This is a genomic window from Colwellia sp. PAMC 21821 (assembly GCF_002077175.1).
GTDB lineage: Bacteria > Pseudomonadota > Gammaproteobacteria > Enterobacterales > Alteromonadaceae > Cognaticolwellia.
Genome location: NZ_CP014943.1, coordinates 656,859 through 678,318 on the forward strand (window position 1 = coordinate 656,859; position 21,460 = coordinate 678,318).

21 protein-coding genes are annotated in these 21,460 nt (G+C 38.1%); 4 read left to right on the top strand and 17 right to left on the bottom strand.

Translation table 11 applies throughout. From position 1 onward, the window contains the following. The first annotated feature begins 6 nt into the window (after nt 1-6). From A3Q33_RS02735 to A3Q33_RS02745, 3 genes are all read left to right on the top strand, one after another. On the top strand, nt 7-984 hold the full coding sequence (locus A3Q33_RS02735) for a methylenetetrahydrofolate reductase (protein ID WP_081178618.1): 978 nt from the start codon (nt 7-9) through the stop codon (nt 982-984). 126 nt (nt 985-1,110) lie between these two features. After that, nucleotides 1,111-1,353 carry a hypothetical protein gene (locus A3Q33_RS02740; RefSeq protein WP_081178619.1) on the top strand — a complete coding sequence of 81 codons (243 nt, stop codon included), beginning with the start codon at nt 1,111-1,113 and terminating at the stop codon, nt 1,351-1,353. A gap of 50 nt (nt 1,354-1,403) precedes the next feature. Then, complete coding sequence (locus tag A3Q33_RS02745; RefSeq protein ID WP_081178620.1) at nt 1,404-1,607, top strand: hypothetical protein; 204 nt, start codon at nt 1,404-1,406, stop codon at nt 1,605-1,607. 182 nt (nt 1,608-1,789) lie between these two features. Here A3Q33_RS02745 and A3Q33_RS02750 read toward each other — a convergent pair whose 3' ends face one another. The 16 genes from A3Q33_RS02750 to A3Q33_RS02825 form a co-directional block, all read right to left on the bottom strand. Continuing rightward, nucleotides 1,790-2,179: an acyl-CoA thioesterase gene (locus A3Q33_RS02750; protein WP_081178621.1), complete on the bottom strand. Its 390-nt coding sequence runs from the start codon at nt 2,177-2,179 to the stop codon at nt 1,790-1,792. Between the two features lie 55 nt (nt 2,180-2,234). Then, nucleotides 2,235-3,305 (bottom strand): beta-ketoacyl-ACP synthase 3, encoded by a 1,071-nt coding sequence (locus A3Q33_RS02755; protein WP_081178622.1) that lies wholly within the window; start codon nt 3,303-3,305, stop codon nt 2,235-2,237. Nucleotides 3,306-3,462: 157 nt separating this feature from the next. Continuing rightward, nucleotides 3,463-4,038: a DsbA family protein gene (locus A3Q33_RS02760; RefSeq protein WP_081182226.1), complete on the bottom strand. Its 576-nt coding sequence runs from the start codon at nt 4,036-4,038 to the stop codon at nt 3,463-3,465. Nucleotides 4,039-4,360: 322 nt separating this feature from the next. Further along, nucleotides 4,361-4,690 carry a YbaB/EbfC family nucleoid-associated protein gene (locus tag A3Q33_RS02765; RefSeq protein ID WP_172820665.1) on the bottom strand — a complete coding sequence of 110 codons (330 nt, stop codon included), beginning with the start codon at nt 4,688-4,690 and terminating at the stop codon, nt 4,361-4,363. A 64-nt stretch (nt 4,691-4,754) separates the two neighbouring features. Beyond that, nucleotides 4,755-7,028 carry a DNA polymerase III subunit gamma/tau gene (gene dnaX, locus A3Q33_RS02770; RefSeq protein WP_081178623.1) on the bottom strand — a complete coding sequence of 758 codons (2,274 nt, stop codon included), beginning with the start codon at nt 7,026-7,028 and terminating at the stop codon, nt 4,755-4,757. A 9-nt stretch (nt 7,029-7,037) separates the two neighbouring features. Beyond that, a complete protein-coding gene (apt, locus tag A3Q33_RS02775) occupies nt 7,038-7,583 on the bottom strand; it encodes an adenine phosphoribosyltransferase (protein ID WP_081178624.1) in 546 nt (181 codons plus the stop codon). Nucleotides 7,584-7,637: 54 nt separating this feature from the next. After that, nucleotides 7,638-8,021, bottom strand: a complete 384-nt coding sequence (locus A3Q33_RS02780; protein ID WP_081178625.1) for a response regulator — start codon at nt 8,019-8,021, stop codon at nt 7,638-7,640. 20 nt (nt 8,022-8,041) lie between these two features. Continuing rightward, nucleotides 8,042-8,164 (bottom strand): hypothetical protein, encoded by a 123-nt coding sequence (locus tag A3Q33_RS20925; RefSeq protein ID WP_286160897.1) that lies wholly within the window; start codon nt 8,162-8,164, stop codon nt 8,042-8,044. Between the two features lie 866 nt (nt 8,165-9,030). Continuing rightward, nucleotides 9,031-10,047, bottom strand: a complete 1,017-nt coding sequence (locus A3Q33_RS02790; RefSeq protein ID WP_081178271.1) for an IS110 family RNA-guided transposase — start codon at nt 10,045-10,047, stop codon at nt 9,031-9,033. Nucleotides 10,048-10,600: 553 nt separating this feature from the next. Then, nucleotides 10,601-11,860, bottom strand: a complete 1,260-nt coding sequence (locus A3Q33_RS02795) for a tetratricopeptide repeat protein (RefSeq protein WP_081178626.1) — start codon at nt 11,858-11,860, stop codon at nt 10,601-10,603. 2 nt (nt 11,861-11,862) lie between these two features. Then, on the bottom strand, nt 11,863-12,480 hold the full coding sequence (locus A3Q33_RS02800) for an energy transducer TonB (protein ID WP_081178627.1): 618 nt from the start codon (nt 12,478-12,480) through the stop codon (nt 11,863-11,865). Nucleotides 12,481-12,483: 3 nt separating this feature from the next. Continuing rightward, nucleotides 12,484-12,885: an ExbD/TolR family protein gene (locus A3Q33_RS02805; RefSeq protein ID WP_081149207.1), complete on the bottom strand. Its 402-nt coding sequence runs from the start codon at nt 12,883-12,885 to the stop codon at nt 12,484-12,486. Between the two features lie 12 nt (nt 12,886-12,897). Next, nucleotides 12,898-13,422: a MotA/TolQ/ExbB proton channel family protein gene (locus A3Q33_RS02810; RefSeq protein ID WP_077285344.1), complete on the bottom strand. Its 525-nt coding sequence runs from the start codon at nt 13,420-13,422 to the stop codon at nt 12,898-12,900. After that, a complete protein-coding gene (locus A3Q33_RS02815) occupies nt 13,422-14,765 on the bottom strand; it encodes a MotA/TolQ/ExbB proton channel family protein (RefSeq protein ID WP_081178628.1) in 1,344 nt (447 codons plus the stop codon). The genes A3Q33_RS02810 and A3Q33_RS02815 overlap by 1 nt, the downstream gene beginning before the upstream one ends. Beyond that, nucleotides 14,765-15,544 carry a DUF3450 domain-containing protein gene (locus A3Q33_RS02820; protein ID WP_081149204.1) on the bottom strand — a complete coding sequence of 260 codons (780 nt, stop codon included), beginning with the start codon at nt 15,542-15,544 and terminating at the stop codon, nt 14,765-14,767. The genes A3Q33_RS02815 and A3Q33_RS02820 overlap by 1 nt, the downstream gene beginning before the upstream one ends. Nucleotides 15,545-16,138: 594 nt before the next feature. Continuing rightward, complete coding sequence (locus A3Q33_RS02825) at nt 16,139-17,413, bottom strand: class I SAM-dependent methyltransferase (protein ID WP_081178629.1); 1,275 nt, start codon at nt 17,411-17,413, stop codon at nt 16,139-16,141. Nucleotides 17,414-17,833: 420 nt separating this feature from the next. On the opposite strand from A3Q33_RS02825, the gene A3Q33_RS02830 reads away from it, so the two are divergent. Then, nucleotides 17,834-18,106, top strand: a complete 273-nt coding sequence (locus A3Q33_RS02830; protein WP_081178630.1) for a hypothetical protein — start codon at nt 17,834-17,836, stop codon at nt 18,104-18,106. Between the two features lie 330 nt (nt 18,107-18,436). Here A3Q33_RS02830 and A3Q33_RS02840 read toward each other — a convergent pair whose 3' ends face one another. Continuing rightward, complete coding sequence (locus A3Q33_RS02840; RefSeq protein WP_081178632.1) at nt 18,437-21,331, bottom strand: TonB-dependent receptor domain-containing protein; 2,895 nt, start codon at nt 21,329-21,331, stop codon at nt 18,437-18,439. Nucleotides 21,332-21,460 lie beyond the last annotated feature (129 nt).

Genomic DNA, 21,460 nt, shown 5'->3' on the forward strand with positions numbered 1-21,460 from the left:
ACGATAGTGAAGAATGGTTCAGAGCTAAAAGCACGATATAATGACGTCAATCGTGGCGTATACTTTATCGGCACAACACCGCCTAAAAGTGATACCCCTACCGAGCAAGTATCAACAATTGCAGACAAGTTACTTGAGCGAGTTAGCGATATCGACTTTGACGGTCTAATTGTTTATGACATTCAAAATGAAGATTCTCGTACTTCAAAGCCGCGCCCTTTTCCATTTAAGTCGACGCATGATCCTCGACTTTATTCCTCACTTTTACAGCAGAAGTCAAACCGGCCCGTGATCACTTACAAGAGTGTCGTGCAATCAAATGGTGATGATTTTAATCAATGGGCTAACGAAGCTTGGCATGACTATGGTATTCGCGACATTGTACTGGTAGGCAGTCCTTCACAGCAAAATAATATTAGCTTGCCTCTGGGCGAGGCCTATAAAACGTTAGTGAGCAACGAAAACAATTTTTTTATTGGTGGTATTACTATCGCTGAGCGCCATGCGAATAAAGGTAATGAGCATGCGAAATTAATTGAAAAACATCAACAAGGCTGTAACTTTTTTATCTCGCAAGCTATTTATAACGCTCAGGCAACCATTGATATGTTGACCCGTTATGCTATTGAGTGTCAGCAACAAGGTCTTAAGCCACAGCGAATCATTTTAACCTTCTCGCCTTGTGGTAGTAAGAAAACCTTAGAGTTTATTGAATGGCTTGGTGTTAGTGTTCCTGAAGCAACGAGTTTACGCATTTTAAATGCTGAAAAGCCATTATACGAATCAATTCGAATTTGCAGCAATACCTTAGTACAAATACTCGATGCTGTATTACCCTACAAATTACCTTTAGGGCTTAATATTGAGAGTTTAACTAACCGTAAAGAAGAAATTGACGGTTCAATACTGCTCTACAAACTGTTACGTTCAACAATGGATAATTATTTAGCTAAGCAAGAGCTCAGCGGACTTTTTACTAAATAGTGCACAGTTTTTATCTTATTTAGGCGGAAAGTTTAAAGCATGTAATTAAGCAATTTTAGGTGTTTTTTATATAGATAAGCTATGCTTAATTTGATTGTTTTTATCAGATATAAAGGAGGTCTAGGTATGTCGGGTACAGCGATGGTTGTGGCAATTGTGTTTATCTCTGTTGGTTTTGGTGTGTTATTTGACATGTACAAAAAGCATTTAGAATTTAAAGAAAAAACCTTAAACCACAATAGCCAACATAATGAACAAGCGATAGCGATGATAAAACAAGTTCAAGCACTTGAAGAGCGCATGCAAGTGTTAGAAAAAATTGTTACTGATGAAGGTTATGACGTCCAAAAAGAAATTAACAAACTTTAGCTGATCGCTATTAATCGCATGAAATTGCTAATAACACTTAAAGTGTAAATATGAAATTAATCATGAGAACTGAATTTGACAATTTACGAAAAAATCCACTTAATGGTTACCAAAGTGATGTAAATGGTGAAAAGCAAGTTGTTAAAATATATCGAAATGAGCAGCTTATTGCGAAAAGAATTACACTAAAAAAGTCTATTCGCTACTTTGCTGTCAGCGGCTATCAACAATTTTTAACCGAGGAAGTACAATAAAGTCATATCTTAGCTCACCAGAATAACAATGTACTTCCTAAGTTAATTACAGCACTCAAGTCCTTTGGAGCAAACTAGGGTAATTCGTATTGCCTATGGCTCCCTTTCAACTGACATTAAAATGTAGAAATTAAGCACTAACTAAACATTATGATTTAATGTCATTAGCTAATTCAGGCCAATTAATCTTCAAAAGGGTCAGTCAAAGAAGCTAACGTTTTACCGTGTGGGATCGGGAGTTTAGTTTCAGGATCCACTTGAACAAAAACAATATCATCAGCTAAACATATAGTTTTTTTAGTAATTTTGTTACGCATCATACAAGTAATGGTAATCGACGTTTTACCAACCGACTTAGTTGATAACCCAAACTCTACGACATCACCTTGTTGAGCAGGCGATTCAAAATTAATCGCACCGATGTGCTTAGTGACCAAACAGTTTGTTTCAAGTTGACATATTGCATAGATGGCAGCTTCTTCGTCAATCCAAGCTAGTGCTCTGCCACCAAATAATGAATTGGCATAATTTAAATCATTCGGCAAAATTAGCCGACGAGAGAGAAAGCGCATGGGTATCCTTACTTATAGCGAGAAGCCAACACAACTGTGTGTTGGCTGATAAATTTTAAACAGATTTGGCAGCAATAATATCTTGAACTAGTGCTAAACCAGATTGTTTACATTCGGGTAAATCAACATCTGTTGTTGATAAAGCATGGGTTCTATCGCCCCATTTTACGACATGGGCGCTCCAGGTTAAACCACCACCAAAGGCAGGAAGCAACACATAAGACTGCTTAGCAATAAAACCTTCTTCTATCGCTTCTACAAATGCCACTAAGGTTGTTGCCGCCGACATATTGCCATATTTATGAATATTGATAAATACTTTATCTTTGTCTACTTTTAAACGTTTTACTAAGGTATCAATGATGCGTAAATTAGCTTGGTGAGGAACAACACTTGATATTTGGTCGGCACTCAATTGCGCTTGCGTTAATGCTTTATCACACGCTTGAGCCATGCCAGCAACTGCTTTTTTGAAAATTTCTTGCCCTAAAAACGCCCAATTGCTTTGACCGAGCAAACGGCCTTTGTTGGCATATTTCATGCCCCAGCCTTGAACGGAAAGAATATCTCTAGATTCACCATAGCAGCCTAAAGCTTGTGTTATAACACCCGTTTCTTCAGCACTTTCTTCTAAATAAAGTGCTGCAGCGCCATCACCAAATAATACAGCGACATCTCGATTACTCCAGTCCATAATAGGTGAAATAGTTTCAGCACCTATTATCAATGCAGATTTAACCACACCACTTTTGATCATAGATGTTGCAACACTTAAGCTATACATACCACCGGTACATGCCGTACTTACATCGATACAAGCGGCATTTTCAGCCCCCAGTAAACGTTGAACATTTGAGGCTGCATTAGGACAAATTTCATCAAATGTCGTGCTACCAAACACAATTAACTCAACATCTTTAGCTGTTTTTCCCGCAGCAGCCAATGCTCGTGCACAGGCAACATGCGCTAATTCACTCACGGTAACATGAGAAATTCTTCGCTCTTTCATGCCGGTTCTAGAAGTGATCCATTCATCATCTGTTTCTAGAAACGTCGCTAAGTCATCATTGGTAAGGATAGCGGGCGGTAAGCACTTGCCCCAACCGGTAATTGCTGCGTATGTCATAGTAAGCCTTTTTTGCTGTTTTTTACTTTAAGAAGCTTTTACTTTAAGAAGCAAATAAAAATCTATTTTTTATAATATTATGATACTACAAAATATCAGTTTTTTGACGATTTTTTACGGTATTTATCGTCTATATTTAACATAAACGTCGCTTAAACTAAATTTTGGATAATATTAACTCATAGCTTTTACGCCAATCTTTATAATCGATGGGGATTGTATTAGTAGCATGATTTTGAACTAACACTAAAGAGGGAAAGCCGTTGAACGACAAATTTCTCATTGTTGTCATTTCTTTTTTGAAAATATGATCAACTTGAGCGCTATTCATTTGTGTTAAAAAGTCACTACTGTCTAAACCAATTTCAACGGCCAATGCATGTAATGTATCTAAATCTGATGGATTTTTTGCATGCAAATAATAAGCGTGCTGAATAGCCGTTAACATGGCCTGCTCTTTGTCACTGCCTCTTGCAACTATTGTCGCTCGACAAGCTGGATAAGTAGATCGCCTTGGTAGACATTGTTGCCAAAAATCATAATTGAATTCCGTACCTAACTGTTGAGAGATATTGCGCCAAGTTTGCTGTAAGAAGGTTTGCATTTCTTCGGGCATGATTTCATCACTGTCTTTTGCCAATCCACCAAGACCATAAATAATATCAACATGAGGCGCGAGCTCTTTTTTCAGTCGTTGCCATGTAGGAGCATACCCCCAACACCAACTGCACATGGGATCGTAAATATAATAAAGTTGCGGTTTCAAATTTTTATCTCCTAAAACATTGGTTTTAATAAATTCATGGCTACTACCACCAAAATATTATGCCAAATTGATTAATTAAGTGATCTATTTTTTCATGCGGAAAATGAGCAGTTAATTAATTAACTTGGTATTAATCAACTTAGTATTACTCAACATTGTGTATACCAAGGTTATAGCGAGTTGAATAATTACCTGAACTAGTCGACGCTAGATAACAAAAAGCCCAGCATGGCTGGGCTTTAATTCAATAAGCTTAACGAAAAGGTTATTACAGTTTTATAAAACAGGATTAAAACGGCATTTTCATCCCTGGAGGCATTTGCATTCCACCAGTTAGTGCACCCATCTTATCTTTATTTTGCTCTTCTACACGACGCACAGCATCATTCATTGCTGCTGCGACTAGATCTTCAAGCATATCTTTGTCATCGGCCATTAAGCTATCGTCGATAACTACGCGACGAACGTTATGGTTACCTGTCATAGTCACTTTAACCATGCCGGCACCAGACTCGCCCGTTACTTCCATATTGGCTAGCTCTTCTTGTGCTTTTGCCATTTTAGCTTGCATTTGTTGGGCTTGCTTCATTAAGTTGCCCATGCCACCTTTCATCATAATTTTTCACTCCAAATGTAATATGCCGCCAAAGATAGTAGTTAACGGCTAAAAATTCAAGTAGCGATTATCGCGCTACGATAGTTTCTTGATCAAGCTCAGCTTGAAATTGTTGTTGCAAGGCAATTACTATTTCATCATCAGCTAACACTTGCTTTGCGTATTCATAACGTTTCGCATTAATATCTGATTGAATTTGATAGGGATCAGCCACTGTTTTTTCAACAATATTTAATTCAACGGTAACCTGTCGCTGTAAATATTCAGATATTCTTGCTTCTAATTGCTTATGTGCTGCATCACTATTTAAGTGCTTTATCGATTGATCTAATTGTAATATCAACACATCGTCTGTCGAGGCTTCATCAACCGTCGCATGAATGGCTAACTGCCTTAAACGAGCGATTAAGGACATGCTGTCAATCATGTGTGCCCATTTATCGACCTGGTTTGCTAACTTTATGGTTGCGGGATTAATAACATCTTCGCTATAAGGTTGCTCAGGTAATGTGGCTAAATCAGGTACATTGGGCTGTTCTACAACATTATTTGTAACCGCTTCCACACTCGTATCGTCACTTGTCTCTGATATGGGACGCACTTTAGCCCCATTAGGCTTTTTTCCGCCCTCCTCCATCGACTTTTTCCTGCTTCTCAACATATTACGAGTAGCGATTGCAGCAGCCACTGGCGATGAAAATGACTTTTTATCGTTATTACCTTGTGGTAAATCAGCAATTTCGTTAGTTGTAGAAACAACCGATCTGTCATCTTCTATAGCGGCAGTGTTTTGATGAGAAATACTTTCATCGGTAATATTCTGCTGAGGTTGTAATATTTGCGACTCAGGTATTTGCTCAGTAAGCGAACCGGCTTGCTGCTCAATTGCTAACATCTCTGCTGCTAATGCGTCATTGGTCTTAGATTCATGCTCTGACAACATGCTAGTATCTTCACTCGCCGTATTTTCTACTTGAAGAGCACTAGCATGTGGTTGTGCTGCATTACTATCCATCGGTGCTGTATCCGTAAAATCTGAATTAAACGGGTCGTTTCCTAATAATACGTCTTCTTGCGTTGAATGCGACAGCTCTGGCTCAGAGATAGTTATACTATTTGTAGTCTGAAGGTTGTTAGCTGCTAAATCATCAGCTATGACTATTGATGCTGACTCACCAAGTGTCAGTTGATCAAGTTCTTTATTTATCAGTTCATTAGATTCTTCAATCACTGCAACCGGTAAATCTTGATTATTGACAACGGGTTTGAACGCTAACAACCTTAATAGCATCATGTCAAATGCAGCCTGTTCATCATCTGCATAAGGTAAATCTTTTCTAGCTGTTAAAACTATCTGATAATAAAGCTGAACATCTTCAGGCGACATTAATTGGCAAAATCGGGTTAACAGTTGTTGATGCTCTGTCGGTAAACTAAAGTTAGCTTCAACGACTTGTGTCATTGCTATTTGGTGTAACAATTGGATCAGCTCTGCGGATAATCGGCTGTAACTTGGTGCATATGAAGCAATTGACAGGGAAAGCTGCATTAAAGCTGTGGCGTCTTGTTTTAATAAAGCGACGAGAATTTTAAATACCCAGTCTCTGTCAACTCCGCCTAACATTTGCTGCACGTCAACTCGGGTAATATTGCCATTACCTTGCGCAATGCATTGGTCTGTTAAACTTAAGCAGTCACGCATACTACCGCGTGCAGCTTTAGCTAAAAGTGCTATAGCTTCGTCATCAAATGATACCGATTCTTGATGTAGAATCTCTATCACTTTATCGCTAATTTGATTAATTGTTAGCGCTTTTAAGTGAAATTGTAAACAGCGAGAAAGCACTGTGACTGGTAGCTTTTGGGGATCAGTCGTGGCAAGAATAAACTTAACATGCTCTGGCGGCTCTTCCAGTGTCTTTAATAAGGCATTGAAACTGCTTTTTGACAGCATATGCACTTCATCAATTAAGTAGACCTTATATCGGCCTCTTGTTGGCGCATATTGTACGTTGTCTAATATTTCACGTGTATCGTCAACTTTTGTGCGAGAAGCTGCATCAATTTCAAGTAAATCAACAAATTTACCTTGGTCAATATCAACACAAGCGTCACAAACTCCACAAGGTGTTGCTGTGATACCTGTTTCGCAATTTAGGCTTTTAGCAAAAATTCTCGCAATGGTCGTTTTACCAACACCTCGCGTTCCAGTGAATAAATAGGCGTGATGTAAACGCTTTTGGGTGAGTGCATTAACCAAAACAGTAACGACATGCTCTTGGCCCATTAGCTCACTAAAGGATTTGGGTCGCCATTTTCTTGCTAAAACCTGATAGCTCATTCTTCAGCCTTAATCGCCAGCATATTGCAATAATGAAAATACAGATAAATTCATATCTTCGAGTTTTTTTTCACCGCCTAAGTCCGGTAAAGATATAACAAATGCAGCATCAGTTACTTTTGCACCTAAGCGTCTTATCAACTTGGTTGTAGCTTCTATAGTGCCACCAGTCGCCAGTAAGTCATCGACAATCAAAACATTATCGTGCTCTGTTAGCGCATCTTGATGGATTTCTAAAGTGTCGTGCCCATACTCTAGCTGATAATCTTGCATATAAGTAGCTCTTGGCAACTTACCTGGCTTACGTACAGGAACAAATCCTAAGCCCATTGCTAGTGCTAATGGCGCACCAAAAAGAAACCCTCGCGCTTCAGTACCAACAATTTTGGTATAGCCACCATCTTTAAATTTATCAGCTAAAATATCTATGGTGAGTTTGAATGCGTCTGCATCATCCAATATCCCGGTTACGTCTCTAAACATAATACCGATTTTAGGATAATCAGGAATGGTGTGAATTGCGGATTTGAGTGTGTTAATTTCTGTTTCAGTCATGTTCTAAAAGTCAAAAGATATTTTAGTTACAGAATAAAGCAATTCACTGAAAATTTATAGTAACTGAAGGCGAGAATTTGGCGATAGTAAGTCATTTATCAATTTAAGCAGGTTTTGCTCATCTATTGGCTTATCAATGATTGCCGAAAACAAACTGATATCGCAAATATGCTTAACCGTTTTACGCCCTTGTGTGGTCATAAATATCACTGGCGTGTCTGCATACACTTCATGCTGACGAATATGTTTAGTTAATTGAATACCATTCATAATCGGCATTAAGTGATCGATTATAACTAAATCATAGCAACTACTTTGCAGTTTTTCAGATGCCGCAAGGCCATGACTTGCAGTATTTATAAAGTAACCTTGAGCAGATAATAATGCACTAAGGCTGTCGAGTATTGCCGGGTTATCGTCTACAACGAGTATTTTCATGCTACTACAAGGGTCTTTGATTAATTTGATAACAATGTAAACCAACCGGCTAACATTGGTAATAACGGCGCGGCAAACATTACTAAGACTGCTAAAAGTATATGAACGAGTGATGTGTTATCTTTAAAGTTTTCTTCTGACATGAGCATTCCTTTCGATTGATTAATCGGCGCGGATTGTAGACTAAAAGTGCTTTAAAAGGTAGTGTTATTTGATTTCGTAAAGTGAAATACTTAAACCTTTGATACTTTAATTATCAGCAATCTATGGTACTGAGGTGATAGATCATATTGCATTGTTAATGGCTAGTATATTAGTCGTTAGTCTTAGGCATCATAAGCACCCAATATCTGCGATACCGAACGGTTGTTCGTACTTACACCAAGTTGATTCATTCGCGGCTCATTTTTAATGATTAAAATGAATAACTACGGCGTTATATAATTTATAAGTAGCATAACTACTGACTAAATTATATGCCTTGTCATTATCCATTTTTCCACATAAAAAAGTAGATCACTTAATTAATCAAATTGATATCACCCCTTAATGTGATTAATGCTCAGCGCTATCTTATACGTAGTAAAACGACTAAATATTAGCGTTTATTTAAATAATACCAAATGTAATAAGTTATTGACCAATTTTAAGCGAGGATAAATTGTTCAAGAATACATGTTTATTGTTCCAGACTAAACATAAGTACCTGCATATATGGACCCACTCCGTTTGCAAGACATTTAATCGTTATGTAAGAGAAAATCATTGCTCTCATATATCCGGCCTGTTTATGAAGGATTTTTACCTTCTGGCCCCGATGGTTGTTTGCGCTCACACTCCTCATCATCCCTCCGGCTTTTTTATTAGCCAATGCAGGTACCAGGTTTTGTGCAAGCCAGTCTGACTATCTTACCATCCGATTAATTTATCTTTTGCAACTGAAGTAAAAGGGTTTTACTGTTATCTCATCACTGAAACCAATCTAACTTGCTTCAGTTTTGAGCTTTATTTATATAGCCGGGCGATAACTTTCCCCCTTCGCCATTATTACCCAAGCCATTCTTGCTATTTTATTCGCCACAGCAACGCATGCTTTGTTGTGTCCTCGTCGGGATTTTAACGCTTGTGCCCACAAACTAAATCGGTCAGTTTTGTTTTCACTGTGCCTTAATACTGCCCGGGCCCCGTGGATGTATAGTGTTCTTAAATAACTATTACCGCGTTTACTTATACCGAGTAAGGTGGCCTTTCCACCCGTTGAATGCTGCCCAGGAACAAGCCCAAGCCATGCCGAAAAATGTCGACCATTTACAAAGTCTTTTCCATCTCCTGCAGCTGCATAAGTAGCGCTAGCTGTGATTGCTCCAATACCTAATATTTCATCTAAGCGAACACATATTTCATTTTCTTTATTCATCGTGTTTAAGCGAACTTCACACGCTTTAAACTTCACTTCTGTGACTTGAAATTCAAGCCATAACTCATTAAATATCTCCCGACTTAAATACGTTAACTCATTTGTCGCATCCTCTAAAATATCCGGCAGTTCATTGCGAATTGCAGAAATACCTTTATTGATGACAATGCCATATTCTCCTAACAAGCCTCGTACCTGACTTGCTAATGCTTTACGTTCTTTCTTTATGCGTTCACGTTGTCGATGGAAGTTTTGAATATCTTGTTGTTCTATCGATTTAATTGGCACAAACCTCATGGTCGGGCGTTGCGCTGCCTCTGCAATACCTTCGGCATCGTTATAATCATTTTTATTGCCTTTAACGAAGGGTTTTACATATTGAGGCGCAATAAGTTTTACTTGGTGCCCCAATTCAATAAATTTTCTAGCCCAGTAGTTCGCACTGCCACAAGCTTCCATTACAATTAGGCAAGGCTCTAATGTTGCCATGAAACTCAACACTTGTTTTCTTCTTAATTGTTTCTTTTTTACAAATCGCCCATTTTTATTCACAGCGAACATGTGAAAAATTGATTTTGCAATGTCTAAACCGATTGTAGTAATCTTCATGTTGATCCACTCCGCTTTTATAAATGATTGTTATCACTTTCATTTTGGCCCTAAAGAGGCCGGAAATAAAGTTGGAGTGGGTCCATACCATTATCCCTGCAGGCAAGGCGTTTGATTGATTAGGGCATGGATGCCCGTAAGTAGAACAATGCAGGAGCAATTGTCGAGTAATAGAGGGCGTGTGTGATTGAAAACAAAGCAGTTATTGACGATTTAAACCGCCTTAAAATGATCGATTATTTATTTCAATTGGTATAACCAGTGGTTTCGAGAATATGCGCTTACATGGCCTGATAAGCAAAACCACGCAACGATAATTAATCCGATGGTTATAACCACCTAAAGCTAGTTGCAGCGTTCCCCGCAGTTATGAAGACTTTACTATGTTAACACTTCCTTAATGTCATGCAGACTTCACTAAAGTTAAAGTTAAAGTTAACGTTAACAAGTACACCAGTTCTTCAAACATAAAAAAACCAGCCTAGTTGGCTGGTTTTTAGTGTCATGCTATCTAATTTTAAATTTTTAGTTCTAAATTTTTAGTTCTAAATTTTTAGATAGAGACTTTTTTACGTTGTGCTGTGTCTTTAATAAAGCTTTCCCAACCCTTCGCCGACTTGCGGGTCTTAGGGTCTTTCATGGCTAAACTAATGGCTTTATAAGCTTGTTTATATTGCTCTAAATAAAAATGAGACTCTGCGATACTCATTTGCAGTCTACCTTCATTCTTATCACCAAGCTCAATCGCTTTATTCAAAGCAACAATCGCTGATTTAAACTGCTCATCTTGCTTTAATAACATACCTTGCTTGCTGTAATGCTTGGCAAGATTAGTCATTTTAGCCAATTCACCGTAGTACTTAGCCGCTTTATCGATATGTTGAGCTGCATGCCAAGCGTTAGCTAGTGAAGATAAATTCTTATCATCACGAGCGACTAAACCAGAGTCAATATGCTTTTCTAGCAATAAAGCCGCTTTGTAAGGCACTGCATTTTGCGAGTATAGACTAGCGAGTGTTTTAATTTCAGATTCTTTAACAAGGAAACCTTGTTTATAAGCTAGGTCAAGTGTTTCTAGACCTTTCTGATAATCTTCAACTAGCAAGTAAAACATGCCAAGTTGAGTCCACCACGTTTTGTCTTCTGGAAATATTTGGATTACAGTTTCAAGCGTTTTAACAGCATCTTTATATTTTTTACTTTCATAAAATGAAGTAACTTTCAAAATATAAGGATTTTTGTTTTGCTTGTCACCGTAAGCTGCAATCGCATTATCTGCTGGCACAATCATTTTATCTAATTGTTTCAACGCATAATGTGCATTAGCTATTTTAGTCCAAGTATCACCGTCTGATTTACCCGTAAAATCCATCCAAGCTTTATAATTAACTAGGGCTTCTTCATACGCTTTGGTTTGCATCTGTAAATCAGCTAGCAACTTAATCGCGTCACCATGATCACCCTCATTGAGAATGTCAGGTTCAACAGCAATTTTTAGGTATTTGATAGCGTTAGCTTCTTCATCACCCTTAGTTGCATACATAACCGCTATAAAACGAGCAACATAAGCTTTGTCGTAATCTTTCTTAGCATCAATGTCTAAAAGAATAGCTAAAGCGCCTGGAATATCTTCCTCTGAATAAGATTCAAAGGCTTTACCTACTTTTTTACCAACACTAGGTCCAACAAGCTGAGTTTTACGTTTTGGCTTTTCTGAATCTTCAGCGCCGGCTGCAGACACTGCTGCAACCATTGGCAATTGAATTAGAACAACTGAAATAATTAACAGTAAAGATGAAAAAATCTTATTCATTACTAATTCCCTCCGTCCATTTTAAAGTCAAGTCGAACAGTCAAACCTGGTTGTCTCATAGCTTTACCATCAACAACTTTCGGTTTGTACTTCCATTTTCGCAAAGCTCTTTTAGCTTCTTTGTCGAAAACGCGCTTTGGCTCAGCTTCAATAACATCAACGTCTTCTACACCACCAATCTCATTGATAGTAAATGAAAGCGTAACCCAACCTTCTTTACCATCACGAGCAGCTTGTATTGGGTATTTAGGCTCAATACGAACTATCGGTGTTGCATCTCCGTCACGACCAAATCCAGCACCAGGTGCAGAAATACCCGCATTTGCTCCGGCTAACTGTACACCAGGCATATTAAACGTTAATCCACCTGAGTCGTTATTAGTCTCAGGCTCTGGAGCTTGAGGCTTAGGTGGCGTTTTAGGCGGCGGCGGCGGCGGCGGCGGAACACGTTGACGGCGTTCTGCAGCTGACTTAGGTGGCGTCGTATTAACTTCTACTATGATGTTTTCTAAGGCTTCTTCCTTGGTTCTATCACCGCTAGAAACAAGGAACGCCATAAAAGCAAACAAAGCAAATGTTACTGCCGCGCCTAGTAGTATAGATACTAAAAAGCGAACCATAAACTACCCCTTAGCTGCAGCGATAGAAATTCTGTCTATGCCCGCTTCTTTAATTGCATCCATTACTTTAACAACTACGCCATGTTTTGCGTCTTTGTCAGCTTGAATGATTACAACGTCAGTTGGTTGCTCAGCCAATAATTTTTCAATATTGGCCGCTACGCGTTCAACATCTACACGACGCTTGTCTAACCAAATTTCGCCATTATCTTTTATTGCAACAAAGATATTAGCTGACTTTTGTTTAGATTGATTTGCCGCTTTAGGTTTATTAACTTCAATACCAGCTTCTTTAACAAAAGAAGTAGTTACGATAAAGAAAATCAGCATAATGAATACGATGTCAAGCATCGGTGTCATATCTATAACTGCTTCTTCGTCCTCACGAATACGTTTACGTGCCATTCGAATATCTCTCTAGTGATGAGGTAAACTGTCAACCAGTTTAGCCTTTGCTAGTTTAACTTTAGCGTCTAACCTTGAACTGAAAAACACTCCTGATAATGCTGCAACCATGCCCGCCATAGTGGGAATTGTTGCCATTGATATACCAGACGCCATCAGACGCGGATTACCAGTACCTTGTTGTGCCATTACTTCAAACACACCGATCATGCCGGTTACGGTACCAAGTAAACCAATTAGTGGACACATTGCCACCAAGGTTCTAATTGTGAGCATACGTTGCTCTAGTAGTTCTGTCGCTTCGGAGATCCAAGTATCTCTAATTCGATGTGCATACCAAGAAGTAGTATCTTCTCTCGCATCCCAACGTCCGACGATATCGTCTTTCATTTTTGGATAAACTTTTGATAAGAACCAATAACGTTCTATCATCATTATCCACATCAATAAGAGTGCGAAGGCAACAACGTACAGCACGTTACCGCCAGTCGCAATAAAACTCCTGACAGATTCCCAAAGCTCTATCAGGAATAACATTATTTAGACTCCTTCTCGGCAATAGCAGCGATTAAGCCAGCGCTTTGCTCGTCTAATTTTTGTAGTACAGATTTACTTCTACCAGCTACGATGCTGTGGATTAAGATTAGTGGTAATGCACAAATCAGACCTAGAGCAGTTGTTACAAGTGCTAGTGAGATGTTACCCGCCATAATTTTCGGGTCACCTGTACCAAACAATGTAATCGTTTGGAACGTCATAATCATACCGATTACTGTACCTAATAGACCCATTAGTGGTGCAATTGCAGCGAACATTTTGATTAAGTTAATACCACGGTCAACTTTCGGTGTTTCACGTAAGATAGCTTCATCAAGTTTAAGTTCAAGTGTTTCTGCATCAACCGATTTGTTGTCAAAGTAAACTTTTAACAAACGGCCAAGTGGATTGTTGTCATTCGGTTGATCAAGGTTCTTCTCTTGAGTGCGAATTTTAGAACTCATGTTACCAAGAACAATCATACGCTCTAAAGCAATAAGTAGACCAATAACTAACAATACAGTGATAGCATAACCAACTTCTTTACCTTCATGGTAGAATTCCATTAGTGTTTTCTTACGCGTTTCAAGCGTTAAGATAGCACCACGAGATGGATCCACATATACAGGAGCGTAACCTGAAGTTACACCGAAGAAAGAAGAAGCTGCACCAGCAATATAACCAGCAGGTTGCTTAGCTAAAGGCTGTACTTGACCCACTTCATCGTTGTAGTTTAGGTAACCGTTTTCAGATACTAAGTTGAAAGTACCGATACGTGTTACTGATTCAGTTGACTTTGAACCATCTAAGTTAGTTACTTCTGTAGTAAACTTAGAAACTTCACCTGATTGAGTCATTTCAGTTTGCAAAGCAAACCATAACTCTTCAAGTTGCTCAAGTTCAGGAATGGCTTTTGAGTTAGCAATCTTGTCTAACGTTTCACCACGACCTGGATATTCAGCTGAAACAATTGATGTAACAATTGAACCGTAAGCATTAGCTGCAGCTGCACGACTTACACCGAACATTTCACCTAAAGTACCTTGGGCATTGTCTAACTCTACAGCTTTTTGCGCTAATGTAATTTCGTTAGCGGCATACTCTTTCGTTAAACGTTTGTTTCTTGCTTGTTGATTTGCTAGTTCTGTTTTAGCTGTATTTAATAATGCTTGCTTGTCAGAACGTGCAGAAGTAAATTCCGCTTCGCGTTTTTTATCAATTTTAGCTTCAGAAATACGATCATTTTTGACTTGTTTTAATAAGTCATCTAACTGATTCGCCGAAGCTGAAGCTGCTACTGTCATTGAAGCAGCAAATAATACGAAATTAATAACTTTTTTCATTATTTTGCTCCTGCTGCAAATACGGGTAGTTTAGCTAGATCAAGTGGTAATTGCTTACGAGCCATACGAACGGCATCCGTCACAGGTTTCAAGTATTCGTCACCTAAAGCTTCCCATGCACGTTTCTCATTGTTCCAAACCCAAGAGTTTTTCATGTCAAGTGATTGAGCAACAAATGAAATACGACCCATGTGAACGAAGTCTGCAGTAATCATACGATCACCTAAGTCAAGCTCACCTTGATACACACCGAATATAGTGCCGTAACTGGCTTCAATCTCGTAAGCTTCAAGTACTAAACGAAATTGTTCAGATACTGAAACGTCTGAGTCACCCATTACATCACGTAAACCAGCAATACGCTCTTTACGTGCATCAATGTTCATAGGAACATCAAGGTCAACAAACTTCTCTAACGTGTCAATCATTTTGTACATTAAAGGTACTACGCCTTGCTTGGTTTTATCTATACCAGCAATTTGCTTTTGTAATGATTGGATATTAGCTTTTTGATCGTCAACCATAAGTTGAACGTGATCGTTATAGCCACTTAACACGTCAGCTTCATCTACAGTATTACGGTACTCAGCTAACAACTCTTGAGTTTGTCCGTAAATATTGTCTATTTTGCTTTGTGATTTACTTGAAGCTTTAAAAATTTGAGCTTCGGCTTTTTGTAGTTCTGTTAATGCGTCTGCAGCAGCGAAGTTGCTTGCTGAAAATGCTAGTGCGCCAATAATCGTCGATGCGATAAGGCTTTTCTTGCTTAATTTGGACATAGTTCCCAACCAATTGCTATTGAATTTTGATAACAAGCTTATTGTTAACGCAAATTTAATAATCTGCCATTTTAAGTTTTAATTTCTTAGAATAAAACCATGCAATATTCCCAGACGACAGCCTAACTGTCAACTAAGTACATTAAAAAGAATGTTTATTTTGCTCTTAAAGAGCGCTGTAAACTTTTTGTAACCTGACGTTAAACATTAGATTCAATAAGTAAAGAACATGAATGTTTTAATCAATGTTACAGAAGTCCTTTTAATTGTAAAAATATGTGCTCCCTATGTTTTACTAACTCTTTCGTAGTAAGTCAAATATTATTATTGAATTGCTGCGTAAATTCGCTAATTAGCTTTTTAATTGAACAATTAGAAATCATTAAGCACTTTCGGTGTTCGCAAAGTCTAGTGTTTAAAAGCCAGTATTACGATGCAATTAGACGTTCAACGCGGCTAAATACTCGCTCAATATAATCGTAATATAACCTCGAAAATAACGAGTTAATGAAAAAGCGTTGAACTTGCCGTTATTTTAGTGTTTATGCTCCATAACGTGATTAGCTATTTATTTAAAATACCTGTTTTCTTCAGTTAACTCGCTCTCAATAATATCCAATCTAGTTGTATAAACGGCTTGAAACACTGGCTTATATAAGTCACTAATTGCTCATTATTTAAGGCTTCACTTTTTAGCTCTTTTCTAACCTCTTCAAAAATAATTTGTAAGGTGTTTTTACCATCAATATTTTTAAATATTGCATAATTCAACTGAGAAGCACTCAGATCGAATTCAAAACCACTGCTGTGTTTCATAGAGATAACTTTATTTGGACTGGCTAAAATAGCATTCGCTAACTGATTACCTAAATTTTTATAATGCTCAGCTGGAAAGAAAAATGGGATATTTGATAATTCTGTAAAACTTGCCTTCGTATCTGTACTAACCGCGGCATAAAACTCATGTTTTTTAAACGCGCCTACTAATAATTCAGCAATGCCATGCTGCTCGATAATAGGTCGCTGTTTTATAACCTTAAGTAAACTACTATCCTTGATATATTGTTCAGGACGATATGACATCCTCATTTTAACATCACTAAACTCAACAAATTTTAACGCAGACTGCTCTAGTAATTGATAAACATCTACAATACTGTATGCCCGATCTTGTTCGTGTAACAAGAGGTCAACTAAGCCGTTGTCTTCGCCATTAATATGATCAACTAAAAATTTTTCATTATGAGTAAACCAATTGGTTTCTGGCAAGTTAGCTAATATTTTTTTAGTGTTTATGACCTTATTTGCTAAGTGGTTTTCGTTCACATTGATCATTTTCATCAATTGCTGCATTTGATAAACGCCTGTACGTCCATACTCACCGTATAGCATCAGACCCATGGCACCATTATCATTTAATAAATTTTTAAGTGTTTGTAGCCCTAACAAAGGGTCATCTAAATGATGTAATACCCCAGTGCAGCTTATATAGTCAAATTTACCAATATTTGCATCAAGTGATAGTAGTGAGGTGTGCAGCCAATTTATATTGCTCAAATTCCTTTGTTTAGCCCGCTGTTTAGCTATAGCCATAGAAGCTTGGCTAATATCTACATACCATACTTCTGCCGTTGTATGCTTTAACTGCTCAGCTAAAAAAATGACAGAATCTCCCGTTCCTCCACCCGCCACCAACACTCTAAATTGATTAAAGTCACAAGCGCCTTTAAAGCAATAAAAGTTGATCAAATCTAGGCGTTCAATACCTATTTCAACTAATCTATGGCTCTCCTGGGACGGATCTCTAAAAGGATATGGATAACTTTCATATTGATCTCTTACTTTTTTTAAATACGGCTTATTATCCATAACTATCTGCTCACATTATTATTTTCAGTTCAGAATAAGCTTTGTTATTTGACCTGTATAGAATATTTAATATTATTTTATATTTTTGTCCTTTGTTACAAATTTATTATTTACAGACTCGTAACAAATAATAGTCTAGACTTTATTAACCGCTATTTATAAAGAAATATAATAAAAGCCTTGTTAATGATGCTAACTTTCAATATCGATTACGGCACAGTTGTAAGTTAGTGTGGATTTACTACAATTCAACTGTATTGACCTCACAGGATGGTCTTTGCCGTTAAGAAAGTAATAATTAAAACAGTATTAAAACAGTAATTAAAACAGTAATAAGGCAGGTTAACGCCCTGTAGAAACTTATTAAACTTAGTAAATATACAACTATACAATAACTATAAAATAACTATGGAGCTCAATATGTTTAAACAAATATCACTGATTAGCCTTGCAGTATTATTAGTCGCTTGTAGTGCGACTGACCCAAGTAAATCTAAAGCAAAAGATGCAATGTATGACAAAATGGCAAAAGATAAAGATATGGTTTGTGAATATAGACCAACGACAGGTAGCCATAGAAAAAAACGTACTTGTATGAAGAAAGAACTCGCTGACGAGGTAAGAAGAAGAAACCAAGAAGCGCTTAGATCTCAAGAATACAAAAGTCAAACTAGTGCAGGGTCAACAATTTAGCGCGAACATAAAGTGCTAAAGTTAATTATTAGTATCCAGAACAACCTCCCCCATATATTAAAAATCCTTACTCGTTAGCTTAGTAAGGATTTTTATTTTTCATTATAAATAGGTACTCCTGTTGTCCCTATTTACTCATTATTATTTTATTTATAAGTGCTATAACGCCATATATATAAGTGCTATTACGCCATATTTATACCAATTTCATCAATTAGAAGATCAGATAATAAATGAGATTGGTATTATACCTTTTATAAATGCTGAACAAAAAAAACCATTGAGTAAATCTCAATGGTTTTTATATGGTTTACTTAATTTAAAACTATCTTAGAAAGACAATCCTAAAGTTACGTAAACGTGGCGACCTGAAGTATTATAAGTACGCGGGTCTGTATTATCATTGAAGCCAGTATCTGCATACGGTGGATCTTCATCAAATACGTTATTAAGACCGATAGTTGCTGTCATGTTGTCCATGAAGTAACTAAAACGTGCGTCATTAATAATTTGCTCATCAATGGTACGTGAAGAATCACCAAACGGCTCATCTACTTGACCGATGTAACGAACTGACCAAGCTGCAGACCAATTATCGCTTGTATAGCGAACGTCAGCATTAGTTTTCCATTCAGGGAAGTTACCATCACCGCTATTACGTAGGAACTGACCCGCATTTTCAATTACATCGCCATTGGCTTGTGTAATATCATATGTATCGTAATAAGTTGTGTCTACATTGAAAGTTATTGTGCCACCTTCAAGGTCTGTAGAGTAACGAATGTTAAAGTCGTAACCTGATGATTCTACACCACCAACGTTAGTTGTACGGTCGTCAATATCTATTGAGTTACCGTAAAGTGGGCTAGTTGAACCAAAACGTGTGATCTTCTCACAATGTTCGCCAGTAGCAGCACAGGTGTCTAAGATTAGCTGTTCACCTAAAGTACTAATTGCACTAGTAATTTCAATATCCCAGTAATCTAACGTTAATGATAAACCTTCCATGAAGTCAGGGCTATATACGATACCAGCGGTAAAGATATCAGCTTCTTCAGGTTGAAGTTCTGAATTACCACCACGAGTTGAAGACAATTGGTCACCAATTGGTTCAAAACCTGCAGCAGGAACACCATCAGCGATACAGAATGCTGTTGGGTTAGTATTACATGGATCTATAACTTCAGGACTGTTATCTGAAGAACCAGCAAACAAGTCAGATGTAGATGGAGCACGGAATGCTGTTGAAGACGTACCACGAACCATTAGGCCGTCAAATGGAACCCAACGAACACCAATTTTGTGGTTAGTTGTATCACCAAAAGTATTGTAATCAGAGAAACGAACCGCTAAATCAACTTCTAATACTTCAGCGCCAGCAACACCACTTAATAATGGAACATTCGTTTCAAGGAATATTTCATCTACTTCGTAGCTACCTACCGTTGATGTACGTGATGAACCAGATGTAATACCTAGTGCAATAAGTGCGTCAGGATAATCAGCACCTTTTTCTTCACGATGTTCAATACCCGCTGCGAAACCAACAGTACCAGCTGGTAATTCAAATGCATCACCAAAAATACTTGCTGACATGATTTGTTGTTCGTTAGAACCCACATCATGAGCTTCAAATAAGATGTAATCCATCATTTCTTGACTGATTTCACCGTCAGTACCTGGCGTACCAAAAGTATTTAATGATACACAACCTGCGATTGGTGCAGCTTCAGTACCACAAACCACATTGCCTAGATCATCCATAAAAGATGGTCCAACTGCTGCGCTAACTTTTTCAAAGTTTACACCACCAGCACCTTGAGTGGCTGAATCGTTACGACCAAAGATGTAGCTAGCTTCCCAGCCCCAACCATTGTCAAATTCACCATCGATACCAAACATGGCGCGAACAGTTTCAATACGGAATTGAGAATCACGACCACCCGTTTCAACCATACGACGACGCCAATCAGCAATTTCTACTGTATCGCCATTCAGGTCTTTAGGGCCAAATTGTTGGTTATAGTAGTTATCTGCAGAATATGATGCATCGCTCCAACCAAAGAATGCTAAAGGCGCTAATGGTAAAGGCGCTAATTTAGTTTTTGATGTACGACGGTTAAAGCTTAGTTCAGTAAATACACGTGTAGTGTCAGTGATTTCATAAGAACCTGAAGCAAATATGCCGTAACGCTCTTGTGGCGTTAAGTGATAGTTAGCAGGCGCAAAGTTATAGGTGTCTTTATCCCAATCCCAACAATCGTAACCCGTCGCGTTTGCAGGGTTAGTTGGATCTGATTGACCCGGACCATTTGCTGCACCATGAGTAAATGAGTTACAAGTACCTGTAGGTAAATCAAATTGTTGGTTGCCATCTGTATCTAGATCAGGATTACCATCTTTATCTAAACGAAGTTGTGTAAAGTTAGCAGGGTTAACAGAGTTCAAGCCATTATAACGTCCCCATGGTGGAGCCGAAGAGCCACCTGGAATAAGTTCACCGTCACCATTCAGGCCGTAATCGAATTTAGACCAATCACGATCTCCAGACCATTGTGCGCCCTGCTGAACATAGTATGCGTTTACAACTGCATTACCTTTGTCACCAGAAAAACCAATGGTTAAGTCCATATTTTTAGTTTCGCCATCCCACTCTTCAGTGCCGATGTCATAACCAGCATTGAATTCGAAACCTTCAAAGTCATCACGAGTGATAATGTTAACAACACCACCAATTGCATCTGACCCATAAATAGCTGACGCGCCATCTTTTAAAACTTCAACACGTTTTACTATTGCAGTTGGGATAGTACTTAAATCAACCGAACTGTCTGCACCAGTACCCGAGGCAACCATACGGCGACCATTTAAAAGTACTAATGTACGAGGAGAACCTAAACCACGCAATGAAACACGAATTGCACCTGAACCACCGTTGTTGATCGCGGTATTAGTTGCGGCACCAGCTACAGATGGTATTTCTTGTAAAATATCACCCATATTAGAGATACCTGATGCAACAAGGTCTTGACGAGTGATAACTTGGACAGGGTTTGCACCTTCCATATCAGCACGTTTGATACGTGAACCTGTTACTTCGATACGTTCTACGCTTTCAGCGCCTTCTTCAGCTGAAAATGCAGGTGCTGAAATTGCTGCAGCTGCGCCGGCACCAAACATCATGGCAACGCGCACTGCTTTAGCTATTTTGCTATTACTATACATAATATACTCCCTGGACCACTTTCGTGATACTAGTGTTTAAATTCAAGACTATGTTGCCTTGTTGTTGATTAATTTTGCTCTTAGAGCCAATCTTTCACTTAAGATAATAAACTTAATAATGTTAACGGG

Bases quoted from the DNA above. Each gene is read 5' to 3' on its own strand.
- A3Q33_RS02740 (WP_081178619.1), top strand. From the start codon at position 1,111: ATGTCGGGTACAGCGATGGTTGTGGCAATTGTGTTTATCTCTGTTGGT.
- A3Q33_RS02745 (WP_081178620.1), top strand. From the start codon at position 1,404: ATGAAATTAATCATGAGAACTGAATTTGACAATTTACGAAAAAATCCA.
- A3Q33_RS02750 (WP_081178621.1), bottom strand. From the start codon at position 2,179: ATGCGCTTTCTCTCTCGTCGGCTAATTTTGCCGAATGATTTAAATTAT.
- A3Q33_RS02755 (WP_081178622.1), bottom strand. From the start codon at position 3,305: ATGACATACGCAGCAATTACCGGTTGGGGCAAGTGCTTACCGCCCGCT.
- A3Q33_RS02760 (WP_081182226.1), bottom strand. From the start codon at position 4,038: ATGTGCAGTTGGTGTTGGGGGTATGCTCCTACATGGCAACGACTGAAA.
- dnaX (WP_081178623.1), bottom strand. From the start codon at position 7,028: ATGAGCTATCAGGTTTTAGCAAGAAAATGGCGACCCAAATCCTTTAGT.
- apt (WP_081178624.1), bottom strand. From the start codon at position 7,583: ATGACTGAAACAGAAATTAACACACTCAAATCCGCAATTCACACCATT.
- A3Q33_RS02780 (WP_081178625.1), bottom strand. From the start codon at position 8,021: ATGAAAATACTCGTTGTAGACGATAACCCGGCAATACTCGACAGCCTT.
- A3Q33_RS20925 (WP_286160897.1), bottom strand. From the start codon at position 8,164: ATGTCAGAAGAAAACTTTAAAGATAACACATCACTCGTTCATATACTT.
- A3Q33_RS02790 (WP_081178271.1), bottom strand. From the start codon at position 10,047: ATGAAGATTACTACAATCGGTTTAGACATTGCAAAATCAATTTTTCAC.
- A3Q33_RS02795 (WP_081178626.1), bottom strand. From the start codon at position 11,860: ATGAATAAGATTTTTTCATCTTTACTGTTAATTATTTCAGTTGTTCTA.
- A3Q33_RS02800 (WP_081178627.1), bottom strand. From the start codon at position 12,480: ATGGTTCGCTTTTTAGTATCTATACTACTAGGCGCGGCAGTAACATTT.
- A3Q33_RS02805 (WP_081149207.1), bottom strand. From the start codon at position 12,885: ATGGCACGTAAACGTATTCGTGAGGACGAAGAAGCAGTTATAGATATG.
- A3Q33_RS02810 (WP_077285344.1), bottom strand. From the start codon at position 13,422: ATGTTATTCCTGATAGAGCTTTGGGAATCTGTCAGGAGTTTTATTGCG.
- A3Q33_RS02815 (WP_081178628.1), bottom strand. From the start codon at position 14,765: ATGAAAAAAGTTATTAATTTCGTATTATTTGCTGCTTCAATGACAGTA.
- A3Q33_RS02820 (WP_081149204.1), bottom strand. From the start codon at position 15,544: ATGTCCAAATTAAGCAAGAAAAGCCTTATCGCATCGACGATTATTGGC.
- A3Q33_RS02825 (WP_081178629.1), bottom strand. From the start codon at position 17,413: ATGGATAATAAGCCGTATTTAAAAAAAGTAAGAGATCAATATGAAAGT.
- A3Q33_RS02830 (WP_081178630.1), top strand. From the start codon at position 17,834: ATGTTTAAACAAATATCACTGATTAGCCTTGCAGTATTATTAGTCGCT.
- A3Q33_RS02840 (WP_081178632.1), bottom strand. From the start codon at position 21,331: ATGTATAGTAATAGCAAAATAGCTAAAGCAGTGCGCGTTGCCATGATG.